Annotated in this window: 17 protein-coding genes; 5 read left to right on the top strand and 12 right to left on the bottom strand. The window is 70.4% G+C overall.

The genetic code is table 11. From position 1 onward, the window contains the following. Positions 1 to 82: 82 nt before the first annotated feature. Complete coding sequence (locus G9U51_RS09815; RefSeq protein ID WP_328823411.1) at positions 83 to 3,538, top strand: TM0106 family RecB-like putative nuclease; 3,456 nt, start codon at positions 83 to 85, stop codon at positions 3,536 to 3,538. On the opposite strand, the gene G9U51_RS09820 is transcribed toward G9U51_RS09815, so the two are convergent. Both G9U51_RS09820 and G9U51_RS09825 read right to left on the bottom strand, forming a co-directional pair. Continuing rightward, positions 3,535 to 4,980 carry an HAD-IB family hydrolase gene (locus G9U51_RS09820; protein WP_166196476.1) on the bottom strand — a complete coding sequence of 482 codons (1,446 nt, stop codon included), beginning with the start codon at positions 4,978 to 4,980 and terminating at the stop codon, positions 3,535 to 3,537. The two genes, G9U51_RS09815 and G9U51_RS09820, sit on opposite strands and share 4 nt — an antisense overlap. A 10-nt stretch (positions 4,981 to 4,990) precedes the next feature. Further along, complete coding sequence (locus tag G9U51_RS09825; RefSeq protein ID WP_166196478.1) at positions 4,991 to 6,283, bottom strand: esterase/lipase family protein; 1,293 nt, start codon at positions 6,281 to 6,283, stop codon at positions 4,991 to 4,993. Positions 6,284 to 6,355: 72 nt separating this feature from the next. On the opposite strand from G9U51_RS09825, the gene G9U51_RS09830 reads away from it, so the two are divergent. Beyond that, positions 6,356 to 7,459: a serine hydrolase gene (locus G9U51_RS09830; RefSeq protein ID WP_166196480.1), complete on the top strand. Its 1,104-nt coding sequence runs from the start codon at positions 6,356 to 6,358 to the stop codon at positions 7,457 to 7,459. A gap of 347 nt (positions 7,460 to 7,806) precedes the next feature. Beyond that, on the top strand, positions 7,807 to 8,316 hold the full coding sequence (locus G9U51_RS09835) for a mycothiol transferase (protein ID WP_166196482.1): 510 nt from the start codon (positions 7,807 to 7,809) through the stop codon (positions 8,314 to 8,316). 132 nt (positions 8,317 to 8,448) lie between these two features. On the opposite strand, the gene G9U51_RS09840 is transcribed toward G9U51_RS09835, so the two are convergent. From G9U51_RS09840 to G9U51_RS09850, 3 genes are all read right to left on the bottom strand, one after another. Continuing rightward, positions 8,449 to 11,325, bottom strand: coding sequence for a vitamin B12-dependent ribonucleotide reductase (locus G9U51_RS09840; protein WP_166196484.1), 2,877 nt, complete (start codon positions 11,323 to 11,325; stop codon positions 8,449 to 8,451). 49 nt (positions 11,326 to 11,374) lie between these two features. Continuing rightward, on the bottom strand, positions 11,375 to 11,836 hold the full coding sequence (nrdR, locus tag G9U51_RS09845; protein ID WP_166196486.1) for a transcriptional regulator NrdR: 462 nt from the start codon (positions 11,834 to 11,836) through the stop codon (positions 11,375 to 11,377). A 326-nt stretch (positions 11,837 to 12,162) separates the two neighbouring features. After that, a complete protein-coding gene (locus G9U51_RS09850; protein WP_166196488.1) occupies positions 12,163 to 12,552 on the bottom strand; it encodes a LysM peptidoglycan-binding domain-containing protein in 390 nt (129 codons plus the stop codon). 245 nt (positions 12,553 to 12,797) lie between these two features. Between G9U51_RS09850 and lexA the strand changes: the two genes are divergently transcribed. Beyond that, positions 12,798 to 13,517 carry a transcriptional repressor LexA gene (gene lexA, locus G9U51_RS09855; RefSeq protein WP_166196490.1) on the top strand — a complete coding sequence of 240 codons (720 nt, stop codon included), beginning with the start codon at positions 12,798 to 12,800 and terminating at the stop codon, positions 13,515 to 13,517. Here lexA and G9U51_RS09860 read toward each other — a convergent pair. After that, positions 13,492 to 14,379, bottom strand: a complete 888-nt coding sequence (locus G9U51_RS09860) for a Sir2 family NAD-dependent protein deacetylase (RefSeq protein ID WP_166196492.1) — start codon at positions 14,377 to 14,379, stop codon at positions 13,492 to 13,494. The genes lexA and G9U51_RS09860 overlap by 26 nt on opposite strands. A gap of 57 nt (positions 14,380 to 14,436) precedes the next feature. Here G9U51_RS09860 and G9U51_RS09865 point away from each other — a divergent pair, with 57 nt between their 5' ends. Further along, the gene (locus tag G9U51_RS09865) at positions 14,437 to 15,387 is read left to right on the top strand and encodes a LysR family transcriptional regulator (protein WP_166196494.1); all 951 of its coding nucleotides are present in this window, start codon (positions 14,437 to 14,439) and stop codon (positions 15,385 to 15,387) included. A gap of 21 nt (positions 15,388 to 15,408) precedes the next feature. On the opposite strand, the gene G9U51_RS09870 is transcribed toward G9U51_RS09865, so the two are convergent. The 6 genes from G9U51_RS09870 to holA all read right to left on the bottom strand — a co-directional run bounded on the left by G9U51_RS09870 (position 15,409) and on the right by holA (position 24,726). Then, a complete protein-coding gene (locus G9U51_RS09870) occupies positions 15,409 to 17,886 on the bottom strand; it encodes a ComEC/Rec2 family competence protein (RefSeq protein ID WP_166196496.1) in 2,478 nt (825 codons plus the stop codon). After that, positions 17,883 to 18,896 (bottom strand): ComEA family DNA-binding protein, encoded by a 1,014-nt coding sequence (locus tag G9U51_RS09875; RefSeq protein WP_235945872.1) that lies wholly within the window; start codon positions 18,894 to 18,896, stop codon positions 17,883 to 17,885. Before G9U51_RS09875 ends, G9U51_RS09870 begins: the two co-directional genes overlap by 4 nt. A 165-nt stretch (positions 18,897 to 19,061) precedes the next feature. Continuing rightward, positions 19,062 to 19,940, bottom strand: coding sequence for a DegV family protein (locus G9U51_RS09880; RefSeq protein ID WP_166196498.1), 879 nt, complete (start codon positions 19,938 to 19,940; stop codon positions 19,062 to 19,064). Positions 19,941 to 19,953: 13 nt separating this feature from the next. Next, positions 19,954 to 22,815, bottom strand: coding sequence for a leucine--tRNA ligase (gene leuS, locus G9U51_RS09885; protein ID WP_166196500.1), 2,862 nt, complete (start codon positions 22,813 to 22,815; stop codon positions 19,954 to 19,956). 238 nt (positions 22,816 to 23,053) lie between these two features. Next, a complete protein-coding gene (gene rpsT, locus G9U51_RS09890; protein ID WP_166196502.1) occupies positions 23,054 to 23,314 on the bottom strand; it encodes a 30S ribosomal protein S20 in 261 nt (86 codons plus the stop codon). 455 nt (positions 23,315 to 23,769) lie between these two features. Continuing rightward, a complete protein-coding gene (holA, locus tag G9U51_RS09895; RefSeq protein ID WP_166196504.1) occupies positions 23,770 to 24,726 on the bottom strand; it encodes a DNA polymerase III subunit delta in 957 nt (318 codons plus the stop codon). Positions 24,727 to 24,729: the final 3 nt, after the last annotated feature.

The raw sequence follows: 24,729 nt of genomic DNA on the forward strand, positions 1-24,729 counted from the left end.
GGGTCCCGCCACTGCGGGGCGGTTCACCAGATGTTCATCTTCACCGGCCTGCCTGTCGGTGCCGTCCCCTAGATTTCGTGACGTGAGACATGTCGGAGACCGCTGGGTGGTGAGCGCGACCGATATCGCCGCGGCCGCTCACTGCGAGTTCGCACTGTTGCGCCGGCTGGACACGGCGCTTGGCCGGCTGCCCGGGCCGCAGGTGGCCGAGGACCCGTTGCTGGCCCGGCTGTCGCAGTTGGGCACGGTGCACGAGGAGCGCGAGACCGAGCGGCTGCGGGCCGAGCGCGGGCTGGACGGTGTGCTCGCGATCGGCCGGCCGGCGCACACCCACGCCGCCCTCACCGCGGCGGCGCAGCAGACCGCGCGGGCCCTGCACGAGGGCGTACCGGTCGTCACCCAGGCCTGTCTGTATGACGGCGATGTCGTCGGCTTCGCCGACTTCCTGGTGCGCTCACCGGAGTGGACACCGCAGCAGCCGGTCTATGAGGTGGTCGACACCAAGCTGGCCCGTCACGCGCGCGCCGAGGCCCTGTTGCAGCTCGGGACATATGCCGGTCTGCTCCGGTCCGCGGGCATCTGCCCCGACCGTGAGGTGCGGCTGGTGCTGGGCGACCGCACCCGGCCGGGGTATGCCACCCAGGAGGTCGAACTCGTTGCGGCACAAGCCCGTTCGCGCCTGCTGGCCGCCGTCGCGGAACGTCTGGCCGCCACCGCTCCGGTCGGTTGGGAGGAGGTCATGGCCTGTGGCCGGTGCGAGACCTGTCAGGCGGAGGTCGAGTCGACACGGGACCTGCTGCTGGTCGCCCGGCTCAGGTTGTCCCAGCGGGTCCTGTTGCGTGAGCAGGGGATCCACACGATCGATGAGCTCGCGCACTCGACCGGACCGGTGGCCGGCATACCGGAGTCGACGCTGGCGACGCTGCGGGCGCAGGCGGCCCTCCAACTCGAGGGTGAGGCGGCCGGTGAGGTCGTGGCCGAGGTGTTTGACCCCGGTCAGCTGGCGCGGCTGCCGCAACCCGATCCCGGCGATGTGTTCTTCGACTTCGAGGGCGACCCGCTGTGGACCGACGGCACCGAGGACCAGGGGCTGGAATACCTCTTCGGCGCGATGACGACCGACGGGCAGTTCCGGCCGTTCTGGGCGCACGACCGCGGCGAGGAGCGGCAGGCGCTGATCGACTTCGTCGACTGGGTGCACGAGCGGCGCGCGGAGCACCCCGGCATGCACGTCTACCACTACGCCGATTACGAGCGGGCCGCGCTGCTGCGGCTGGCAGCCCGGCATGGCGTCTACGAGGAGGAGGTCGACGCGCTGCTGCGGGCCAATGTGCTGGTCGACCTGTATGCCGTGGTGCGCGCCGGGGTGCGGGTGTCGACCCGGTCCTACTCGATCAAGAAGCTCGAGCCGCTCTATATGGGTGCGGACCTGCGCGAAAGCACGGTCGCCGACGGCGCGGCCTCGATCGTCGAATACCACCGTTACGCGACCGCGGTCGCGCTCGGTGACTCCACCCAGGCGGCGGAGATCCTGGAGCAGATCCGCGACTACAACGAATACGACTGCCGGTCCACGCTGCGGCTGCGCGACTGGTTGTGGGACCGGCGCGACCCCGCGGCGACCACGGACGACGCCGAGGTCGAGGTGCGTGAGGTCAGCGAGAAGACCGCCGAGCGGCTGGCGCTGGCGGCCCGGCTGATGGACGGGCTGCCCGACGCCCTCGACCGCACCCCCGAGCAGCGGGCGATCGCGCTCGTCGCAGCCGCGGTCAACTACTTCTCGCGTGAGGCAAAACCCTTCTGGCACAAGCACTTTGACCGGCTCAACTCCCCCATCGGGGATTGGGAGGACTCACCCGAGGTGCTGCGCCTGACCCAGGCCGAGGTGGTGACCGACTGGGCCAAGCCGACCGCCCGGGCGCGCACCCTGGCCCGCGCGCTGCGGGTGATCACGACGCCGGTCGGTGGCCAGCTCCCCCCGGCCAAGATGTGGCCGGTCTACGCCATGCCAGCGCCGGCGGTGACCGAGTCGCCCGGCCTCGGCGGCTACGGCTGGCTGAACAAGGCGGCTGAGGTCACCGTTGTGGAGGAGTTCGAGGACGGCCGCATCGTGGTCGATCTCGTCGAGGCCCTGCCGCAAAAGGCCGACGGGCATGCCCAACTGCCGCTCGCCGCGGTGATCGCCGACCAGGACTACAGCGACCCGCTGGCCGCCTCGCTCACCGCGCTCGCCCAGCGGGTCGAAGCCGAGGGACTGCCGCAGGATCACCCCGGCGTGCAACTGCTGCTGCGCGCCGCGCCACGGTTCACCACCGGTGGCCTCGCGCCGGTCACCGGCACGACGGCCGACGCCATCACCGATGCGGTGCGGCGGCTGGACCGATCCGTGCTGGCGGTGCAGGGGCCGCCCGGCACCGGCAAGACCTTCGTCGCGGCGACCGTGATCGAGCGACTCGTCGCCGAGGGCTGGCGGATCGGCGTCGTCGCCCAGTCGCATGCGGTGGTCGAAAACGTCCTGGAGACCGCGATCGGGCGCGGCATCCCGGCCGACCGGGTCGTGAAGAAGATCGATCCGGGTGCTGCCGACGGTGGCGCCGACCGGTCGTGGACCGTGGTGACCGACAAGAAGCAGATCCCGGGCCTGCTGCCCTCCGGTGGTGCGCTCGTCGGTGGCACCGCCTGGGATTTCGTCGGCGACACCTTCGGTGAGAAGTTCTTCGACCTGCTGATCGTGGACGAGGCCGGCCAATTCAGCCTCGCGCACACCCTCGCGGCCAGCCGCGCCGCCCAGCGCCTGCTGCTGCTCGGCGACCCGCGTCAGCTGCCGCAAGTCACCCAGGCCCGGCACCCCGAGCCGATCGATTCCTCCGCGCTCGGGTGGGTCATGGGCGACGAGCCGGTGCTGCCAGCCGACCGCGGTTACTTCCTGGCCGAGTCCTGGCGGATGCACCCGGCGGTCTGCGCCGCCGTCAGCGAGTTGTCGTATGCCGGGCAGCTGCACTCGCGTGCCGACGTGACCGCCGCGCGGTCGCTCGAGGGGACCACGGCCGGCATACGGCTGGAGCTGGTCGAGCACGAGGGGCGTGACCTGGCCAGTCCCGAGGAGGCCGACCGGATCGTCACGGTGATCCAAGACCTGCTCGGTCGGGACTGGACGGCGGATGCGGGTGCGGCTTCGCGGCCGCTGGCGCAGACCGACGTGCTGGTCGTGGCGCCCTACAACGCTCAGGTGGATCTGGTGCGCTCGAGGTTGCGCGCGGCCGGGCTCGGAGCGGTGCAGGTGGGCACGGTCGACAAATTCCAGGGCCGTGAGGCGGCAGTGGCGATCGTGTCGATGACCGCATCCTCGCTTGCCGAGCTGCCGCGGGGCGCGGACTTCCTGCTGTCGCGCAATCGTCTCAATGTCGCGATCAGCCGGGCCAAGTGGCAGGCGATCATCGTGCGATCAGCCGGCTTGACCGATGTGGTGCCAAGGACGCCGGAGGAGGTGGTGCAGCTGGGGGCCTTCCTGCGGCTGTGCGCGCAGGCGGTGGCTTAGCCCGCTGTGTTCGCGGCGATCGCCGCCTCGATCGCGGGCAGGTCCTCCTCGGGGATCCGCCCACCTGGATAGCTGCTCGCCACCTGTTCCAGGCTCGTGACCGGAATGTCGCCGGCGCCCTCGGGCAGCAGCTCGACGATGGCGTTGAGGATCCGCCGGGTGTCAGCGACCTCCGAGCGATACTTCAGCTCGACCGGGGTGCCGATGTTCACCGTCACCGTCGGCGGATCGGTCACATTCCAGACATGCGGCAGGCTCGAGCTGCGCGGCCACACCTGCTCGGTGCCGCCGAGGGCGAAGGGGATGACCGGTGCCCGGCTGAGTGCTGCCAACCGGGCGACACCGGTGAAACCTTCGAGGGTGGCGGAGAAGAAGTCGAGGCCACGCGGAATCGTGCCCTCCGGCAGAATCCCGACGAGCTCGCCGCCCGCAAGCACCTTGACCGCCGCGGCCAGCGGGTCCGGCCCGTCGCCGTCGGTGCGGTCGCGGTCGACTCGGATGCCGCCGATGCCGCGCATCACGTGTCCGAGCACCGGCAGGTCGAACATCTCGCGCTTGGCGAGGAAACCCCCGGTGCGTCCCGAGGTGCGCAGCACCAACATCATCGTGGGCATGTCGAAATAGCTGCGGTGGTTGCCCGCGAGGATCGCCGGGCCCTCGGCCGGGATGTTCTCGATGTCGTTGATCTGGAAGCGTGCGTAGCGCATCGTCTCCGGCCGCGCGAGCTCCATCACCAGCTTGCGCACCTGCACATCGAGCAGCGGCACCTTCATCGTGCCCGGCGCGACGTCGAGGTGCAGCACCGGCCACCGCTTGGCGGTCGCGAGCAGGTGCAGGCGCGGGTCGGGGTTGACCGCGTGCGGGTGGCCGACCGCCGACAGCAGCGGCGCGTCGAAGACCGAGTCGGAGTAGGCGTGCGATTCCTTGAGGTCGACGTCGTGCTCGGCGGCCCACTCGCGCACCGAGGCCAGCTTGTTCCACGACCAGACGAACCGGCCGTCATGCTGACCGTTGTAGCGGCCGTGCTCGTCGACGGCATACCGCGTGGCGATGACGTCGTCGAGCCCGAGCCGGTCGGCCAGCGGCTTGATCAGGTGGTATGGCGTCGTGGTCGCCAGCACGACCGGCCGCCCGGCGTCCTGGTGGTCCTTGATCAACCCGTGCGCATAGGGCTCGACCATGTCGTAGAGCGCCTCCGCGGCGATCTCGGCCGCCTCGTGGTAGCCGTCGGCCGGCTTGCCCATCGCGGTGAGCACGGCCTGCCGGGCCAGAGCGATCGCCGGCAGCGACTCACCGAACCGGTTGAACCACCAGAAGATCGCCGACTCCGCGGGCACCCGGCCGCGCACCAAACCGGCGTCTCGCAGGGTCTGGGCGATCACCGGACCCGACGCCTTGCGGATCAGGGTGCGATCGAGGTCGAAGAACGCGGCGCCGGGCATGGGCCAGACCTTAGCCGCGCGGATGCCGCAGCGGCAGCGCTTCCACCCCGAGACGGTCGGCGAGGACGGCATACACCCGCGGGTGGTTGAGCAGGTCCATGTGGTTGACGCCGCCGAGCAGCAGCGAATCCCATTTGGTGGCGTCCAGGCCGCGGGCGCTGCGGCGCGAGACGACGAGGTCGCCGAGCAGCCGGCTGCGGGCCGAGTGCGGGTCGCCGGTGACCGTGCCCGCGATCGCCAGATGCCGGATGTGCTGGGGGTGCGCGCGGGCGACCTGCCGCCAGTCGGCCGGGTCGTCGGGGTCGTGGCCGGCCCAGTCGTCCTCCAGCAGGTTGCCGTGCCGCAGGTCTTTGACGCCGCCGCTGCGATAGCGCAGGATCTCGGCCGCCCAGCGGGTCGCCAGATGCCGGTCGAACTCCTTGGTGAGCTTGGTGACGCCACGCTCGAGCAGGGCGCCGTGGTAGGGCGTGCCGAGGGTGACGGTGTCGGTCACCAGCTCACCCCAGCGCGCGCCCGGCGGGATCTGCAGCAGGCTGCTGTGCACCACCAGGCCGCCCATGGAGTGACCGACGAGCACGATGCGCTCGACCGGTTCGGGCCAAGCGTCGACGACCTTGCCGATGAGATTGCCGAGCTCGCGGCCGTTGGTGGAGACCCGCTGGCCGGTGTTGTACCGCACCCACAGGGCCGACCAGTCTCCGGCGGCTTCCATCCGGCGGCCGTAGCTGAGCCGTCGCCCGTCGTCGTCGCGGGCCGCGCGCCGCTTCCACATCTGCTCGGTGCCGACGAACCCGTGCACGAAGAACACCAGGGATTTCGCATGATCTGGGTAAGCCTGTTCGAGTGCGGCCCGGGTGACCGGGACATCGCGCCCGGAGCGCCGCAGTGTCATCCGGTAGGCCATCGGCGAGTTGGCGATGTGGTCACCGCCCAGTCCTTGCACGAAGGCGGAGGTCGCTCCGAGACGGCGGGCCACCTGCCGGGAGGCGGGCAGCCGGGTGCCGAGCGTGGACGCCGCCGACTCGAACAGGTCGGACCCGTGGTCGAGCACCCGCCCGGCGACGCCATACGCGTTGTGGGCGATGAAATCGTGGGTGACCTCGACCGGGGTGACCAGCGGACCGGCATACCGCCGGGCGATCCCGAAGCCGAGGTTGGCGAGCGCACCGTGCGCATCGCGCAACGAACCGGTCAGGGCGCGCACGGCGGTGCCCGCCTCCTGCGCCTCCTGTGCAGCAGTCAGCTCGGCGTCGCTCACCAGGCCCCGTCCCTTGTCGTCGTGTCGCGTCGTTGAGGCTTCCATGACCGCCCGTCAGGCTAGCTTTCCCAGGGCGGGCGCGTGGGGAGGTTCGCGGCACTCCCTAGGGTGGGATGTATGCCGCGCCGCCTCGCCTTCGCGTGCTGCGCCGCCGTCGCGATCGCCGGGTGCTCGACCCCGTCCGCGCCGCCGCCCCACTCGACGAGGGCGGTCACGAGCTCCGCGCCCGGCTCACCCTCGACCACCGTGCGGCCGTCGGCCTCCCCCACAGGGGGCGTGCGGGTGCTGCCGCCCCGGCCCCCGGTGTCAGCGGCGTGGCAGCAGCTCGACCGGCAGGCCGCGTCGCTCGCCCCGTCGGTGGCTGTGGTGGCGGGCCAGGTGTTGCCCGACGGACGGTTGCAGCTGGTGCACCGGTCGGGGCCGACCGATGCCCGGCCGCTCGCGTCCGTGGTCAAGCTCTATGTGCTGCTGGCGGTCGCCGACCAGGTCCGCTCCGGAGCGCTGCGGTGGGACAGCCCGCTCCGGCTGCAGGACGTCGACCGCGCGGGCGGCAGTGGGTCGTTGGGCGGTCGTGCGACCGGCTCGACGGTCACCGTGCAGGAGGCTGCGCGGTTGATGATTCACATCTCCGACAACACCGCGACCGACCTGCTCATGCGCACCGTCGGGCAGCCCGCGCTCGCGAAAGCCGTTGCGGCATCTGGACATTCAGACCCCACCCGGTTGTCGCCGTTTCCGACGATCCGGCAGGACCTGTGGCTGGAGTGGTCCTCCTCGCCGGCGGCGGTCGCGGCGCGGCGGTCGTGGGCGGGAGCGTCTCCCTCGCAGCGGGCGGGGTTGCTCCGCACCGCCGACACCTCTCCCCCGGCCGATCTGTCCGCCGCGGTGCCGCGGTGGCAGCAGGGCTTCGGTTACTTCGCCACCGCCACCGACATTGCCGTGGCGCACGTGCTGTTGCACCGCGCTTCGAAGGAACGCGGTCTGGCGCCGTTGCGCGCCATCCTGCACAACCCCGATGTGGCCATTGTGCAGCCGCCGAGCTGGCGGTACACGGCATACAAATCCGGCGCGGTCGCCGGGGTGCAGAACGGCAGTTGGTATGCCGAAACCGCCCGCGGCGACCAGGTGCTGGTCGTGCTCGCCTCATCCCCCGGTTCGGTCAGCCCGGCCAGGTTCACCGCGCTCGCTTCCAACGCGGCGGGCGTTCTGTCGCGCAGCTGACGCTCGCTCCGCGGCAGCGTCCGCACTGCCGCACCAACGGTCGTGCAGATCCGCGGACACTAGCCGCCTCCAACCGCAGCGTCCGCATTAACGCACGACCCCTCGTGCGCATCCGCGGACACTCGCACGCGCTCCGCCGCAGTGTCCGCATTAACGCACGACCCCTCGTGCGCATCCGCGGACACTCGCACGCGCTCCGCCGCAGTGTCCGCACTGACGCACGACCCCTCGTGCGCATCCGCGGACACCCGCACGCGCTCCGCGGCAGTGTCCACATTAACGCACGACCCCTCGTGCGCATCCGCGGACACCCGACCGTGGCTTCCCGACTGGGTATGTTCGCATCCATGGCGAGAACTGGGGCGAAGCGTGCCGAGCAGCCGGGCGACGGCGATGAGCGGGCGATCGGCCTCGGGTGGTTGGCGTTCCATCGAGATGCCCTCAAGGCGAAGTGCGCCGGGCTCAGCCCCGAACAGTTGGTCGAGCGCAGTGCCGACCCGTCGCATTTGTCGCTGCTCGGCCTGGTGCGGCACATGGCCGAGATGGAGCACGCCTACGGATCGTGGCCGCTGGGCACGGACCCGGTGTTCCGGTGGATCTGGGGCGACTACGAGAACGACGCCGAGGACGACATCGACTGCACTCTCGCGGACGTCGGGATCTCGTTCGAGACGTGGGACGCGGAGATGGACAAGACCGACATGGCCCTCGGTGAGGTGTCGGACTGGTCAACGCTCAGCCCGGCGAACAACCGCAGCGTCCGCTGGAACGTCGCCAAGCTCGTCGGTGAATACGCCCGCCACAACGGGCACGCCGACATCATCCGCGAACGGATCGACGGCCAGACCGGCGAGTGACCACCGACGTGTCCGCGTTTGGGCACGGCCCACCGTGCCCAAACGCGGACAACTCGGTGAGCGTCGGTCGCCGGAAACGCAAAGGTCTGCCCGGGAGCATTCGCTCCCGGGCAGACCCTTGTTCGCGGTGGCTCAGCTGCAGCCGGAGGTGCTGCCGCAGCCCTCGCAGACATAGCAGCTGCCGGCTGGGCGCATCTTGGTGCCGCAGGTCATGCAGATCGGCGCGTCCGCTGCCTTGCCCTGGAAGCGCTCCATCAGCTCGGCCGAAGAGTGGATCTCCGGGGAGACCTTGCGAGCGTCCGCCGCACCGGACCCGGACTGGTCCTCCGCGGCCGGCTCCGGCTGCGACTTCTTCGCCGCCGGCGCCGCCGACTGCGAGAAGGACTCCAGCTCGCCTTCGAGGTCCTCGTCAGACTCGTTGGTCGGCTCGGCATACGACCCGGTCTCCAGCTGGCGGGCGCGCTCGTCGGCACTGTGGATGCCCATGAACGACCGGGTCTCGAAGTCCAGGTGGTCCAGCGCCAGGCGACGGAAGACGTAGTCCATGATCGACTGCGCCATCCGCACGTCCGGGTCGTCGGTCATGCCGGCCGGCTCGAAGCGCATGTTGGTGAACTTCTCGACGTAGGTGTCGAGCGGCACGCCATACTGCAGCGCCACCGAGATCGCGATCGAGAAGGCGTCCATCATCCCGGCCAGGGTCGAGCCCTGCTTGCCGAACTTCAGGAAGATCTCGCCTAGCTCGCCGTCGTCATAGCTGCTGGCGGTGAGATAACCCTCGGCGCCGCCCACGGCGAAGGACGTGGTCTGGGAGTTGCGCCGCTTCGGCATCCGCTTGCGGATCGGGCGGTACTCCACGACCTTCTCCACCGGCGCGTCCTGCGCGGCGTCCTTCTTCTCCGCCTTCGCGTCAGACAGGGGCTGGCCGACCTTGCAGTTGTCGCGGTAGACCGCCAGGGCCTTCAGGCCGAGCTTCCAGCCCTCGAGGTGCACCTCGGCGATGTCCTCGATCGTCGCCGACTCCGGCAGGTTGACCGTCTTGGAGATCGCGCCGGACAGGAACGGCTGGCAGGCCGCCATCATCCGCACGTGGCCCATCGGGGTGATGGCCCGCTTGCCCATCGCGCAGTCGAAGACCTCGTAGTGCTCCTGCTTCAGCCCGGGCGCGTCGACGACGTGGCCGTGCTCGGCGATGTACTCCACGATCGCCTCGATCTGCTCCTCGAGGTAACCGAGCTTCTTCAGCGCCCGCGGGATCGTGTTGTTGACGATCTGCATCGAACCGCCGCCGACGAGCTTCTTGAACTTCACCAGCGAGAAGTCCGGTTCGATGCCGGTGGTGTCGCAGTCCATCATGAAGCCGATGGTGCCGGTCGGCGCGAGCACGGACGCCTGCGCGTTGCGGTAGCCGTTCTTCTCACCGAGCTCGATCACCTGGGCCCACGCCTTGGTCGCGTAGCGGTGGATGTCACCGTCCATCGAGTCCAGGGTGCGCACCTGGTCGTTGGCGGCCTGGTGCTTGCGCATCACGCGCTTGTGCGCCTCGGCGTTGCGGGCGTACCCGGCATACGGCCCGACGATCCCGGCGAGTTCGGCAGACCGCTTGTATGCCGCGCCGGTGAGCAGCGAGGTGATCGAAGCGGCGAGACTGCGGCCACCCTCGGACTCATACCCGTGGCCGGTGGCCATCAGCAGCGCACCGAGGTTGGCGTAGCCGATGCCGAGCTGGCGGTAGTCCACCGTGGTCTTGCCGATCGCCTCGGTCGGGAAGTCGGCGAAGCAGATCGAGATGTCCATCGCGGTGATGACCAGCTCAACGACCTTCTGGAAGGTGGCGGCGTCGAAGGTGTCGTCCTCGCGCAGGAACTTCAGCAGGTTGAGGCTCGCCAGGTTGCAGGAGGAGTTGTCGAGCGACATGTACTCCGAGCACGGGTTGGACGCGGTGATCCGGCCGGTCTCGGGGTTGGTGTGCCAGGCGTTGATCGTGTCGTCGTACTGCACGCCCGGGTCGGCGCACTCCCACGCGGCCTGGTTGAGCTTGTTGAACAGCTCGCGGGCGTCGACGGTCTCGATGACCTCGCCGGTGCCGCGGGCGCGCAGGCCGAACTCCTTGCCCTCCTCGACCGCGCGCATGAACTCGTCACTGACGCGCACGGAGTTGTTGGCGTTCTGGTACTGGACCGAGGTGATGTCCTTGCCGCCGAGGTCCATGTCGAAGCCGGCGTCGCGCAGCGCGCGGATCTTGTCCTCTTCGCGCGCCTTGGTTTCGATGAACTCCTCGATGTCGGGGTGGTCCACGTCGAGCACGACCATCTTGGCCGCGCGGCGGGTCGCGCCACCGGACTTGATGGTGCCGGCGGAGGCGTCGGCGCCGCGCATGAAGGAGACCGGGCCGCTCGCGGTGCCGCCGGAGGACAGCAGCTCCTTGGAGGAGCGGATGCGCGAGAGGTTCAGGCCGGCGCCCGAGCCGCCCTTGAAGATGAAGCCCTCTTCCTTGTACCAGTTGAGGATCGAGTCCATCGAGTCGTCGACCGACAGGATGAAGCAGGCCGACACCTGCTGCGGGCTCTTGGTCCCGACGTTGAACCACACCGGGGAGTTGAAGCTGAAGACCTGGTGCAGCAGTGCCCAGGTGAGCTCGTGCTCGAAGATCTCCGCGTCCTGCTCGGTGGCGAAGTAGCCGTGCTCCTTGCCCGCCTTGACGTAGGTGAGCACGACTCGGTCGATGAGCTGCTTGAGCGACTGCTCCCGCGCCGGCGTCCCGAGTGCACCGCGGAAGTACTTGGTGGTCACGATGGTGGAGGCGTTCAGCGACCAGAAGTCGGGGAACTCCACGCCGCGCTGCTCGAAGATCGTCTCGCCGGACTTCCAGTTGGTCTGGACGACGTCGCGCCGCTCCCAGGTCACCTCGTCGTAGGGGTGCACGCCGGGCGTGGTGAAGATCCGCTCGATCTTCAGGCCCTTGCCGGCGCGACCCGTCCTCGACGGTGCGCTGCTGGTGTCGGTCATGTCTGCTCCTCCGTGCAGGGTGGGAAATGGATGAGTCGTGCGGTGTGCGTCAGGGATGCGTCGCGTCACGTTCGGCGCGCAGCAAGGTGATGGCGGACTCGAAGTCCTCCAGACCTTCGAACGCCTGGTAGACCGAGGCGAAACGCAGGTAGGCGACCTCGTCGAGCGATCGCAATGGTCCAAGGATCGCCAGGCCGACGTCATGGGCGTCGACCTCGGCCGCGCCCTGAGCGCGGATGGCCTCCTCGACCTCTTGAGCCAGCAGTGCCAGCTGGTCCTCGGACACCGGCCGGCCCTGGCAGGCCTTGCGGACACCCGAGGCGACCTTGGCCCGTGAGAACGGTTCGCTTACGCCGGAGCGCTTCACGACCGTCAGGCTCGCGGTCTCCATCGTCGAGAACCGCTTGCCGCAGTTCGGGCACTGGCGTCGCCGCTTGATGCAGGTGCCGTCCTCGCTGGTGCGGCTGTCGACGACGCGGGAGTCGTCGTGACGGCAGAACGGACAGTGCACGGCGCGCTCCTTTCGTGCTCGAGCCGGTCGGCTCGTCGGCCCTCATGGCTGCCTGCACACGCCCCGGTTCCGGGCATAGGAATGCCCGGGATCAGGACCCAGCGGCCCCGTCCTGTGGATGGTTCTGTGGGGAACCGGTGGAGAAGGTGGGGACTAGATGTGCATGAACCACAACGGTGTAACTACTAGATATAGGGATAGTAGGCACCTTCGACCCCATGACGCAAGGCCTGCGCGTGTCGCGTCCGATGGCCTGCCATCGGCGCAGGTCAGCGACCTCTGCTCGGCGTGTCACGGCCATCGCACTCACCCGCTCGCAGGACGCTTCAGCGCGGGATGCGCAGCTGCTGACCGGGCTGGATCTGCAGCGAGTTGAGACTATTGGCCAGCTGGATCCGCACCACGGCCTCGCGCAGCGGCAGGCCCGGCAACTGCTGAGCCGCGATCTGGTCGAGCGTCTGCCCCTGCTGCACAGTGACCGTCGGCGTGGCCACCGGTCCACCGGTCACGGCACGGGCGACGCCGAAGGATCCGGTGGCCGCGAGCAGCGCCAGCGCGCCGGCGGCGATCACCCGGCGGCCGCGGACGGTCAGCGACCACTGGCTGGCGGCGGGACGTTCCACCGGCGCACCAACCAGGTGCAGGTGGCGCGGCCGCTGCGCAGCGGTGCGCTGCTGCGGTCGACTCGGCCGGGACTCGATGGTGACGGCGCTCATGATGTCCTCCCGTTCCGGACTCGTGACCTTCGCACGAATGTCCGATAGAACCTTTGTACGATTTGTAGCACAGACGTTCGAAGAAATCGAGACACGCGTCGTACACATGTTTGGAAACTGTGTCCGAACGGCATACCCTCGTTTCATGGTTCGAAGCCTTGCACCGACCACCGACAGACCTTCGTGGTCAGTGGTCGCGCTCGGCCTCGAAGCGCCCCTGACCTGCGACGACGTGAGGTAACCCGATGGCCAAGATCCACCAGATGCCCGACGCCGAAGGCAGCGGCCTGACCACCCGTCAGCGCAAGGTGCTCGAGGTGATCCGCAATTCGGTCGACCGGCGCGGTTATCCGCCGAGCCTGCGCGAGATCGGCGAGGCGGTCGGGCTCACCAGCCCCAGCTCGGTCGCCCACCAGTTGTCGATGCTCGAGCGCAAGGGCTACCTGCGCCGCGATCCCAACCGGCCGCGCGCGATCGAGGTGATCTCCCCCGATGCCGACAAGGACACCCGCGGCTATCGCGGAGGCGCCAGCGTGTCGAGCATGACCGACACCTCGATCGACGAAACCCTCATCGCCGACAACCGGCCGAGCCCCTCCTATGTTCCGCTCGTCGGCCGGATCGCCGCGGGCGGGCCGATCCTCGCCGAGGAGCTGGTCGAGGACGTCTTCCCGCTCCCCCGCCAGATCGTCGGCGAGGGCGACCTGTTCCTGCTCACCGTCGTCGGCGACTCGATGATCGACGCGGGCATCTGCGACGGCGACTGGGTCGTGGTGCGCCAGCAGCCCACCGCCGAGAACGGTGAGATCGTCGCGGCGATGCTCGACAACGAGGCCACCGTCAAGACCTTCAAGCGCAGCCACGGCAAGCTGTGGCTGCTGCCGCAGAACCCCAACTACGACCCGATCGACGGCACCGACGCGGTGATCCTCGGCAAGGTCACCGCGGTGCTGCGGCGGCTCTGAGGGCCGACTCGAGCGCCACCGTCGCCTGTGGGAGTGCGCGCGTGAGGTCTTCGTCGATCTTGAATGGCGTGAGTTCGGCCGCGCGCGACCAGCCCCGGTTGGCCAGGATCAGCGGTATGCCGTGCGCTGCCGCCCTTCGCGCGAACCGCAAGCCGGACATCACCCCCAGCGAGGAGCCCAGCACCACCAGGGCGCGGGCCTGATCCACCAGCTCGAAGCAGCGGTCCACCACCGGCCGATCGACCGACTCCCCGAACATCACCACGTGCGCCTTGAGCAGGTCGCTGCCACACGTTGGGCATGGGGGCACCTGCCAGCGCTCGAACCAGGCTGGGTCGACGTCGACATCGCCGTCCGGACGCAGCGGTGCCTGGCTCGCCGACTGCAGCACCGCGGCGGCCTGCGGGTTGAGCGCGGTCATCCAGGACTGCAGGTCGGCTCGGGCGAAGATGGTGCGGCAGTGCAGGCACACCACCTCCGCGAGCGAGCCGTGCAGCTCGACCACGCGGCGGCTGCCGGCCTGTTGATGCAGCCCGTCGACGTTCTGGGTGATGACCGCGTCCACCACGCCGAGCCGCTCCCAGGCGGCCACCGCGGCGTGCCCAGCGTTCGGGGCGGCGGCCGCGAAACGGGACCACCCGACATACGACCTGGCCCAATAGCGCTGTCGCGCAAGGTGATTGGCGCGAAACTGGGCGATGGTCATCGGCTCGACCCGGCGTTCGCCATTCGGTCCGCGATAGTCGGGCAGCCCACTGGCGGTCGAGAGGCCGGCGCCGGAGAGCACGACGACACCGCCGGTGGTCAGGGCATCCAGCAGTGCCCGGCCCGGCGCCGAGGTCAGCCACGAGGGCTCGGGCATCGTGCTCCTTCTCACGCGGTGAAGCAGTCCTGCAGCGAGGTTATATACGCTAGGTGAATGATCGACGCCGCCGGCCTGCGCGTGATGCGAGCCATTTCCGAAGAGGGCAGCTTCACCGCCGCCGCGGCCTCCCTTGGTTACTCCCAGCCCGCGATCTCGCAAATGGTGCGCCGGCTGGAGGAACGTCTCGGCACCCCACTGGTCGAACGGCTCGGCCGCAATGTGCGCCTGACCGAGGCCGGCCAGGTGCTCGCGCGGCATGCCGGCGCGGTGCTCACCGCGATCGACACCGCCGAGTCCGAGGTCGCCGCGATCGCCGGGCTGCGCTCGGGGCGGGTGCGACTGATGGCCTTCCCGTCCTCGTCCTCCTCGCTGGTGCCGCGCGCGTTGGCGCTGGTGCGCGAGCGTTTCCCCGACGTGCGGGTGAGCTTCGCCGAGGGTGAACCGCCGGAGTCGTTGGCCGCGTTGCGGGCGGGTGACTGCGATGTTGCGGTGGCGTTCAGTTATGAGGATGTCGACGTCAGCCGCGGCGAGGACGATCTGGACGCCTTCGAGATCAAGCCGCTGCTGGAGGACCAGGTCCGGCTGGCGCTGCCGCTCGATCACCCGCTCGCGGCCGGTGACAGCGTGAAGTTGTCCGAATTCGCCGACGAGCCGTGGATCGCCGGCTGTCCGCGCTGTCGAGGTCACCTGCTCACGCTGGCCGGCAACTCCGGTTTCGCCCCGAATGTCGCCTTCGAGACCGAGGACTATGTCGCCGTGCTCGGCCTGGTCGCCGAAGGGCTCGGCGTCGCGCTCGTGCCGGACCTGATCCTGCGGTCCGCGCCCAACTCCGGCATCCGCGCGCTGCCGATCGACCCGCCGTCGCGCCGCACGGTGTATGCCGTCACCACGCCCGACCTCACCAAGGTGCCGGCGGTGGCCGCGACGGTGCAGGCGCTGGTGGACGCAGCCGACTGCCTCGAGGGCGCTGCGCCGGGCACGCTGCCGCCGACGCGCACCGCCTGAGCGCCTCGCGCGCGAACAGCTTCACGGCCGGGCCACCCAGGCCCGGCCACCCCGCGCCACGACGGCGATGTCGCCACCGCGGTCGGTGCGGTAGACCGCCGAACCCGCCGATGCCAGCAGCGCCAGGGTGCGCGCAGCCGGGTGTCCGTAGTCATTGCCCGCGCCGACGCTGACCAGGGCGACCGGGGCTCCGACCGCGCGCACCAGGTCGGGGTCCTGGTTGGAGGATCCGTGATGGGCGACCTTCAGCACATCGAACCTGCTGCCCTGTCCGAGCGACTGCAACTCGCGCAGCACGGCGGCCGCGCCTTCCCGCTCGAGGTCGCCGGTGAGCAGCAGCCGCAGGCCGCCGGCACGGACATCCAGCGCGACGCTGCCGTTGTTCTGCACCGAGCCGGCGTGCAGGGTCCGGCCCGGCCACAGCACGCGTGCCTCGACCCCAGGCCAGCGCAGCAGATCGCCCTGCCGCAGCGGGGTCACCCGCCATCGGTAGTTGCGCGCGACCCGCTCGACTTCTGCCGCCCGCCCAGCTTCGTCACGGCTGCCGGAGCCACCGGTGCCGGAGTCACTGGTGCCGGAGCCACCGGTCCTGGCATCGCTGTTGCTGGACTGGCTGGACTCGGCGTTGCTGGGGGCGTCGGCGCCGGAGCTGACCGAGGTGACGAAGAGTTCTCCGACCGGTCGGCCGGCGGCCACCCCTGCCAGCCCGGTCACGTGATCGGCATGGAAGTGGCTGAGCACGATGGCGTCGATGCTGGTGACCTTGAGGCGGTCCAGGCAGCCGGTCATCGCCTGCGGGTCGGGACCGGTGTCGACCACCACCGCGCGCCCAGCAGCGGTGCGCAGCACGAGCCCATCACCCTGCCCGACGTCACAGGCCACGATCACCCAGTCCGCCGGTGGCCATCCGCCCCCGGGCAGGGGCACGACCACTGCGGCGGCGACGACGACCGAACTGACGGCCGCCCAGGGCCGACGCCGGGCAGTGGCGGCCACCCAGGGACCGGTGAGCAGAGCGGCGAGGGTCAAAGCGGCCAGCAACAATGCTCCGAACGCGCCGCCTGGCCACGGCAGGGAACCCCAGGGCACCGCGGCGCAGACATGCGCGATCGTCGCGATCCCCCAGGCGGGCAGCCCGGCGGCCCACGACGGCAGCCAGGCGACGCTCGGACCGAAGGGCGCGAGCAGCACCGTCATCACGCCGCCGAGCGTGGCGGGTGCGACCAGCGGCGCCGCCAGCACGTTGGCGGGCAGGCCGACCAGGCTGACCGAGCTCTGCAGCAGGACGATCACCGGTGCACACATCGCCTGTGCCGCCAGCGGTATGACGATCGCGTCGGCGAGTGGGTGCGCACGTGGCGGCAGGTGCCGGGCCAGTGCGTCGCCCCAGGGGCGGGCGAAGAACAGCAGCCCGGCGGTGGCGAGCGCGGAGAGCGCGAAGCCGAAGGACCGGGCCAACGATGGGTCGATGACGAGCAACACCAAGATCGCCGCCGCGAGAGCGGAAGGGCCGGCGCTGCGGCGCGAGGCAGACATGCCGAGCAGACCCACGGCGCCCATCACGGCCGCCCGGATGACGCTCGGTTCCGGCCGGCATAGGAAGACGAAGGCGGCCAGCACCGCGAGGCTGGCGGGCAGCCTGGCCCGTCGGGGCACCCGCAGCCAGCCTGCAACCCAGCCGGTGGCCATCAGCACGAAGGTGACATTGGAGCCGCTCACGGCATTGAGGTGGGTCATGCCGGTGGCGCGCATGTCGTCGTCGAGGTCGGGAGGCAGCCGGCTGGTGTCGCCGATGACGAGCGCGGGCACCAGGCCGCGGGCGTCCGCGGGCAGGTGGTCGGTGGCCGCGCGCAGGTCGGCGCGCAGGGCCTCGGCCACGCGCTCGACTGGTCCGGCGCGGGCAAAGACCTGCGGCTGGCCCCGGGCACTCGCGGTGGCGACGGCATCGTCACCGGGCCGGGCAGCCTGCAGGCGCACGGTGACGCGCACGCGCTCGTGCCAGCGGACGGTCAACCAGGATTCGTCACCGAAGACGACGATCGGCGTGCGCACCCTGGTCGCTGCGCCCCGGCCCTCGACCCGCAGGACGAGCAGGCGGATGACCACCAGGGTTCGGCCACGCAAGGTGGTCGAGGTCAGGCGACGCGGGTCGGAGCTCACGCTGCCCTCCACCGTGACGATGGCCCTGCGCTGGGCGAGCTGATCGATGGGCCCGGTCGTGGCGACCAACCGATGCCCGATGACCGCGGTGAGCGTGCCGGCCACCGCGACCAGCACCAGCTGTCCGAGCACCAGCCGCTGCCGACCGACGCGCCCGACACCGGCCCGGTGCAGCACCACGGCCAGGGCCGTCGCGGCCAGCAACGCCGACGCGGTGACCGACACCGCCACGACGACAACCCGAGCCGCCGGCATACCGAGCACCAGCGCGACCACCGCCCAGGCCGCCCCGGCGGGCAGCAGCAGCCGCAGATCCAAGCCGCGCCGCTCGGGCGTCATACCGTCACCAGCGGACGCAACTGCTCCAGCAACTTGTCGCCGATGCCACTCACCTCCCCCAGCTCGTCCACGCTGGTGAAGCGGCCATTGGCGGTGCGCCACTGCACGATGCGGGACGCGAGCACCGGGCCGACCCCGGGCAAGGTGTCCAGGGCGGTTTCATCGGCGGTGTTGAGGTTGACCGGCGCCGTGGGACCGGCCGATCCACCGGAGCCGGCACCCGCCCCGCCTCCCCCGGCCCCGGCTCCGGCACCCGCGCCGCCACCCGGCACGGGTGGCGGCGTGACGACCTCGCCCGGTTTGGGCACCCGAATCTGCTCGCCGTCGGTGAGCACCCGCGCGAGGTTGAGATTGGTCAGGTCGGCGGACGGGAGCGCGCCACCCGCCGCTTGCACCGCATCGCTCACCCGCGCACCGACCCGCAGCGACACCACACCGGGACGACGCACCTGACCGACCACGTGCACCACGACGGTCGTCGGGGCAGAGGATGCGCCTCCCGCGGGTGACCGCGCGGTCGCACCCGCCAGGCCGGACCCCGGTGCGCCCGCGGTGGTCGCCGTGACACCCGGACCGGTGCCACCGACAGCCGAGGTGCGCAATCCCGTTGGGGCAGTGACGGGTTGGGGTCGGGCCTGGTCACGGGCCCACGACACCCGCACCGCCAACACCGCCGCAACGGCCACGACCAGCGCCACCAGGCCCAGCACGGCCATCTGGGCGGGCGTGGTGCGTGCTCCCGAGAAGGACGCCGGCGCCCGGATGAGCGGCTCACGCGGTCGCACCGTCTCCTGCTCGGCCCGCCCACGCCCCTCCGGCCGTCCGCGCCGCTCGGCCCGGGTCGCGAACCGCTGCATCGGCGTCGGCCGGTCGAAGACGGCGGCCTCCTCCGGCACCCAGCCGGGAGTGCGCCGCGACTGCTCCACCTCGGCAAGGATCGCGGCCAACCGGTCGGCGGGTTCAGCGCCGGGTGACCTGCCCGGTGACCTGCCCGTTGACGTGCGTGCCATATCCGGCACGTTAGGTCGCCCGAACCGGCCGGCGCCGGTCCTGCCACCTCCCCTGTGGACAACCGGCTGTCCGCCCGGAGCCGGCCTGTGGACAACCCGCTCCGAGCGCCGGGTGCGCCGTCGCCGGGCTGAGTCGGCGTCGCCTACCCGGCCGCCATCGCCCAGCTAGTCGCCGGCGCCCACCACGGCTCGTCGGCCCGGCGAACGCGGCGACAGGCTCACCGCAATCGTCCCCGGACCAGCGTGTGCGCCGACGGCGGCGCCCAGCTCGACCAGGTGCACCCGCCGGGCCTGGTCCACCTCGCCTGCCAGCCGTTCGGCCAGCTGCTCGGCCCGGTCCCGAGCGGCCAAATGCTGCACGGCCAGATCCACCCCGGCGTCGCACGCCGCGGCCGCCTCCACGGTCAGCGCCACCAGCCGGCTCATCGCCCGCGTGGAGGTGCGCACCCGCTCCAGCGGTTCGATGTGCCCGCCACTGACCTGCAGCAACGGCTTGATCGCCAGCGCCGAACCGAAGAAGGCCGAGGCCTTCCCGACCCGGCCGCCCTTGCGCAGATACTCCAGGGTGTCGACATAGACGAAGGTCCGCGACGCAGCCGCGGTGTCAGCGGCGACCTGCGCCACCGAGGACAGGTCGGCACCGGCTTCGGCGGCCTCGACCGCGGTGAGCACGGCATACCCCATCGCCATCCCGACGGTGCCGCTGTCGACGACCCGCACCCGAGCGGGCGACTGCTCGGCCGCGATCTCCGCGGACGACAGCGTGGCCGACATCTGCGCGGACAGGTGCACCGAGACAATCTCTCGCTCGCCGCGAGCGGCGAGTTCTTCGTAGACCTGCAAGAAGGCACCGGGCGAGGGCCGCGAGGTGGTTACGGCGCCGCCGTCCCGCAAGGCGCGGGCGACCTCGTCCGCCGTGACGTCCACACCCTCGTCGTAGGACGTGCCGTCGATCGCGACGTGCAGCGGCACGATCGCCACCCGGTGCGACCCGACCAGCTGCGCCGGGAGGGACGCGCTCGAGTCGGTGACGATCGCGACCACGCTCGGACCTCGCTCAGACGACGATATTGACCAGTTTGGGCGCGCGCACGATCACCTTGCGGATCACCTGATCGCCCACGGCCGCCTTGATCTTCTCAGTCGCCAGTGCCTGCGTCTCCAGATCGGCGGCACTGATGTCGGCCGCCACCTCGAGGCGGTCGCGCACCTTGCCCTTGATCTGGATCACGCAGGTGACGGTGTCGTCCGCCAGGAGTGCCGGGTCGGCTTCGGGGAAGGGCTCGTAGGCGATGGATCCGTTGTGGCCCAAGCGTTCCCAGAGTTCTTCGGCCAGGTGCGGCGCCAGCGGCGAGACCATCTGCACCAGCGGTTCCACCACCGCACGCGGCGGCGCCTCGGACCGGGTCAGCGCGTTGTTGAGCTCGATCAATTTGGCGACCGCGGTGTTGAACCCGAGCGACTCGAAGTCGCGGCGCACCCCGTCGATCGTCTTGTGCAGCAGCCGCAGGGTCGCCTCGTCCGGCGCCGCGTCGGACACCCGCAGCGCGCCGGTCTCCTCGTCGATCACGTTGCGCCACAGGCGTTGCAGGAAGCGTTGCGACCCGACCACGGCCCGGGTCTCCCACGGGCGCGACTGGTCCAGCGGGCCCATCGACATCTCGTAGACCCGGAAGGTGTCCGCGCCATACTCCTCGCACATCTCGTCGGGAGTGACGACATTCTTCAGGGACTTGCCCATCTTGCCGTATTCGCGGGTGACCGGCTGGCCCTGCCAGGTGTATGCCGTCCGCCCCGCCTCCTCGTGCTCCTGCACCTCAGCGGCGGGCACCGGCTGGCCGCGGTCGTCGCGGAAGGCATAGGCCTGCACATAACCGTGGATGAACAGCCGACGGAAGGGTTCCTCGCTGGAGACATAGCCCAGGTCGAAGAGGACCTTGTGCCAGAACCGGGCATAGAGCAGGTGCAGCACGGCGTGTTCGGCGCCACCGATGTAGAGGTCGACGCCGCCGGTGTCATTGGCGCGCCCCTCCCCCTCACCGCGGCCCGGACCCATCCAGTAGCGCTCGACCTCGGGGTCGACGAAGACCTCGTGGTTACCGGCGTCGGTGTAGCGGATCTCATACCAGCACGACCCGGCCCAGTTGGGCATGGTGTCGGTCTCGCGGCGGTACTTCTTCGGCCCGTCGCCCAGGTCCAGCTCCACCTCGACCCAGTCCTCGGCCCGCGACAACGGCGCCTGCGGGGTCGAGGCGGCATCGCGCGGGTCGTAGGTCTTGGGCGAATAGTCGGCCACCTCGGGCAGCTCGACCGGCAGCATGCTGGCGGGCACAGCGTGCGCCACGCCGTCCTCGTCATACACGATCGGGAAGGGTTCGCCCCAGTAACGCTGGCGGGAGAACAGCCAGTCGCGCAGCTTGTAGGTGATCGTGCCGCGGCCGGTGCCCTCGCGCTCCAGCAGCGCGATGACGTCTGCCTTCGCCTGGTCGATTTCCTTGCCGTTCAACGAGATTCGCTCGTTGTCGGAGTTGATCATCACGCCCGGTCCGGTGTAAGCCCGGTCCTCGTCGTGCCCCTCGGCCGGCTGCACAGTGCGCAGATAAGGCAGGTCGTAGGCCTTGGCGAAATCCCAGTCGCGGGGGTCCTCGGCGGGCACCGCCATGATCGCGCCGGTGCCATAACCCATCAGCACGTAGTCGGCGACGAAGACCGGCACCTGCGCGCCGGAGACCGGGTTGGTGGCGAAGACACCGGTGAACACACCGGTCTTGGCCTTGTCGTCGGTCTGCCGCTCCAGGTCGGACTTGCGGGAGGCCTGCAAGCGGTATGCCGACACCGCCTCCTTCGGCGACGCCGCACCACCGGTCCAGGCGTCCTTGGTGCCCTCGGGCCACTCCTGCGGCACCACCTGATCCAGCAGCGGGTGCTCCGGCGCCACGACCATAAAGGTCGCTCCGAAGATGGTGTCCGGCCGGGTGGTGAAGACCTCGATCTCGTTGTCCCCCAACGGGAATCGGATCGCCGCACCGTGGCTGCGACCGATCCAGTTGCGCTGCATCGTCTTGATCGACTCCGGCCACTCGACCCGGTCCAGGTCGTCGGCCAGCCGGTCGGCATACGCGGTGATCCGCATCATCCACTGGGCCAGGTTGCGGCGGAAGACCGGCATATCGCCGCGCTCGGTCAACCCCTCGTTGGTGACCTCCTCGTTGGCGACCACGGTGCCCAGGCCCGGCGCCCAGTTGACCGGCACCTCACGCTTGTAGGCCAGCCGTCGCTGGTCGACCGCATCCGCCTGCTCGACGCGCGACAGTTCGGCCCACGGGCGCCCGTCGGGGGTCGGCAGCTCGCCGCTGGCGTAGGCGGCGACCAGGTCGTCGATGTGGCGCGCGCGACCGGTGCGCTCGTCATACCAGGCATCGAAGATCTTGGTGAAGATCCACTGGGTCCAGCGGTAGTACGACGGGTCGATCGTGGAGATCCGGCGGCGCTGGTCGTAGGACAGGCCGAGCCGGCGCAGCTGCCGCTTGAAGACCGCGATGTTCTCCTCGGTGGTCTTGCGCGGGTGCTGGCCGGTCTTGACCGCGAATTGCTCGGCGGGCAGGCCGAAGGCGTCGAAGCCCTGGGTGAACAGCACATTCGCGCCCGTGGTGCGCAGATAGCGCGCGTAGGTGTCGGTGGCGATATAGGGCAGCGGGTGGCCGACGTGCAGACCGGCGCCGGAGGGATAGGAGAACATGTCCTGCACCATCCGCTTGGGCCGCTCGGCCACGCCCGGCTCACCCCACGGCCCGGCCGGGTTGGGCACCTCGAAGGTGCCCTCCTCCTCCCACCGGTCCTGCCAGCGCTGCTCGATCTGCCCGGCCAGCGCCGCGGTGTACCGGTGCGGTGGGATCGCGTCGTTGTGCTGCGTGCTCATGCGTTCGTCAGGTTCTTTCGCGTCGTATGGCGTCGGTCGGGCACCGGACGTGCCAACAAAAAACCCCTCGCATCAGCAAGGGGCAGCCGCGCTGAGGTCCGGTCGGTCAGCGCGGCGGGCTAAGGAGCGAGGGTGCGCGATACGGCATACGGGTCAGGGTAGCGCACGGGCCGGGCGGACCCACAGACGTTTCGAGGCCGCCACCCCGGCACGGGACGGCGGCCTCGAGGAGCCGTGGTCAGAGTCCGTTGACCTGCTTGGCCAGCGCGGACTTCTTGTTGGCAGCCTGGTTCTTGTGGATGACGCCCTTGGAGACGGCCTTGTCCAGCTTGCGACCGGCGGTGCGCAGGTGCTCCTGCGCCTTCTCGGCGTCACCGGCGGCGACGGCCTCGCGGGTCTTGCGGATCCAGGTGCGCAACTCCGACTTGTACGCCTTGTTGCGCTCGGTGCGGACCGCGTTGGTCTTGATCCGCTTCATCTGCGACTTGATATTTGCCACGAAGTTCTTCCTTGGTCGGTCTGTTGGTTGTCGTAGAGGGCGACGACGCGCCGGAACGGATGAGGCGTGGGGACACCTTGGCGAGTTCGACGCGTTTTCCTGCTTGAGGTCCTGCTGCGAGCGCGCACGACCAGAGCGCGCACGCGAGGAACAAAGTTACCGCACCCGCGCAATCGCGCCCAAATCGCGCTCTCGCCACCTGACCCGCCGGGCCAGCACCGTCTCAGGCGCTCCGGCCCCTGGTGCGCCGCTGCCCCTGACACCACACCCGCCCGACCACCACCGTCAGGCACTCCGGCCCCTGGTGCGCCGCTGCCCCTGACACCACACCCGCCAAGCCACCACCGTCAGGCGCTCCGGCCGGTCGTGTGCCGCTGCCCCTGACACCACACCCGCCCGACCACCACCGTCAGCAGCGTCAGCGGCTCCGGCCGGTCGTGCGCCGCTGCCCCCGGTCAGCCCTGGCGCTCGCGGCAGATGGTGAGCACCGCGCGTTCGACGGCATACACCGGGTCGCGGCCGCCGCCCTTGACTTCGAAGTCCGCCGCGGCGACCGCCTGGATGGCCCGCCCGAGCCGTATGCCGTCCCACCCGGCCGCCGCTCGGCGCGCGCGGTCGATCTGCCACGGGGCCATGCCGAGCTCCTTGGCGAGCGAGGCCGACGAGCCGCGCCCGGCGGCCGCGACCCGGGCCACCTGGCGCAGCTGAGAGGCGAGCACCGCGACGACCGGGACCGGATCGAGGCCACCGGACAGCGCGTGCCGCAGCAGCCGCAGCGCCTCAGAGGCATTGCCGGCGACCGCGGCGTCGGCCACCCGGAAGCCGGTCGCCTCCACCCGGCCGCCGTAGTAGCGCTCGACGGTCTCCACCTCGACCGTGCCGGTGGTGTCGGCGATCAGCTGAGCGCAGGCGGCGGCGAGTTCGCGCAGATCCTTGCCGACCGCCTCAAGCAGGGCGTGCACGGCATCGGGCGCGATCCGCCGCCGCGCGACGCGGAACTCCCCAGTGACGAAGGTGCCCTTGTCGCGGTCAGATTTCACCGCCGGCGCCTCGATCACGCGCGCCTTGGCCTTCTTGAGCGCATCGAGGGCACGCTTGCCGCGATTGCCGCCCTTGTGCACCAGCACCACATGAGCATCCATCGGCGGGTCGGCCGCGAGCGCCACGACCTCCTCCAGCAGGTCGTCGGTGCCCTCGTCGAGGTCGCGGACCACGACCACGGTCGTGCCGCCGAACAGCGAAGGACTGGTGTGCAGCGCGAGCGCACCCGGCTCGTAGGCCGGACCGTCCAGGCGCACCACCTCGGCGCCAGCGTCCACCTCGCGGATCAGCGCCAGCGTCGACTCCACGGCGCGTTCGGCCAGCACCTGCTCCGGGCCGGCGATGAGCACGAGGGGCGGGACGGACGTCATACG

It is taken from the genome of Metallococcus carri (assembly GCF_011440275.1).
In the GTDB taxonomy this organism is placed as follows: domain Bacteria; phylum Actinomycetota; class Actinomycetes; order Actinomycetales; family Dermatophilaceae; genus Metallococcus; species Metallococcus carri.

Bases quoted from the DNA above. Each gene is read 5' to 3' on its own strand.
- G9U51_RS09850 (WP_166196488.1), bottom strand. From the start codon at position 12,552: ATGAGCGCCGTCACCATCGAGTCCCGGCCGAGTCGACCGCAGCAGCGC.
- G9U51_RS09840 (WP_166196484.1), bottom strand. From the start codon at position 11,325: ATGACCGACACCAGCAGCGCACCGTCGAGGACGGGTCGCGCCGGCAAG.
- holA (WP_166196504.1), bottom strand. From the start codon at position 24,726: ATGACGTCCGTCCCGCCCCTCGTGCTCATCGCCGGCCCGGAGCAGGTG.
- G9U51_RS09870 (WP_166196496.1), bottom strand. From the start codon at position 17,886: ATGACGCCCGAGCGGCGCGGCTTGGATCTGCGGCTGCTGCTGCCCGCC.
- leuS (WP_166196500.1), bottom strand. From the start codon at position 22,815: ATGAGCACGCAGCACAACGACGCGATCCCACCGCACCGGTACACCGCG.
- G9U51_RS09865 (WP_166196494.1), top strand. From the start codon at position 14,437: ATGATCGACGCCGCCGGCCTGCGCGTGATGCGAGCCATTTCCGAAGAG.
- lexA (WP_166196490.1), top strand. From the start codon at position 12,798: ATGGCCAAGATCCACCAGATGCCCGACGCCGAAGGCAGCGGCCTGACC.
- G9U51_RS09835 (WP_166196482.1), top strand. From the start codon at position 7,807: ATGGCGAGAACTGGGGCGAAGCGTGCCGAGCAGCCGGGCGACGGCGAT.
- G9U51_RS09825 (WP_166196478.1), bottom strand. From the start codon at position 6,283: ATGGAAGCCTCAACGACGCGACACGACGACAAGGGACGGGGCCTGGTG.
- G9U51_RS09860 (WP_166196492.1), bottom strand. From the start codon at position 14,379: ATGCCCGAGCCCTCGTGGCTGACCTCGGCGCCGGGCCGGGCACTGCTG.
- G9U51_RS09830 (WP_166196480.1), top strand. From the start codon at position 6,356: ATGCCGCGCCGCCTCGCCTTCGCGTGCTGCGCCGCCGTCGCGATCGCC.
- G9U51_RS09820 (WP_166196476.1), bottom strand. From the start codon at position 4,980: ATGCCCGGCGCCGCGTTCTTCGACCTCGATCGCACCCTGATCCGCAAG.
- G9U51_RS09875 (WP_235945872.1), bottom strand. From the start codon at position 18,896: ATGGCACGCACGTCAACGGGCAGGTCACCGGGCAGGTCACCCGGCGCT.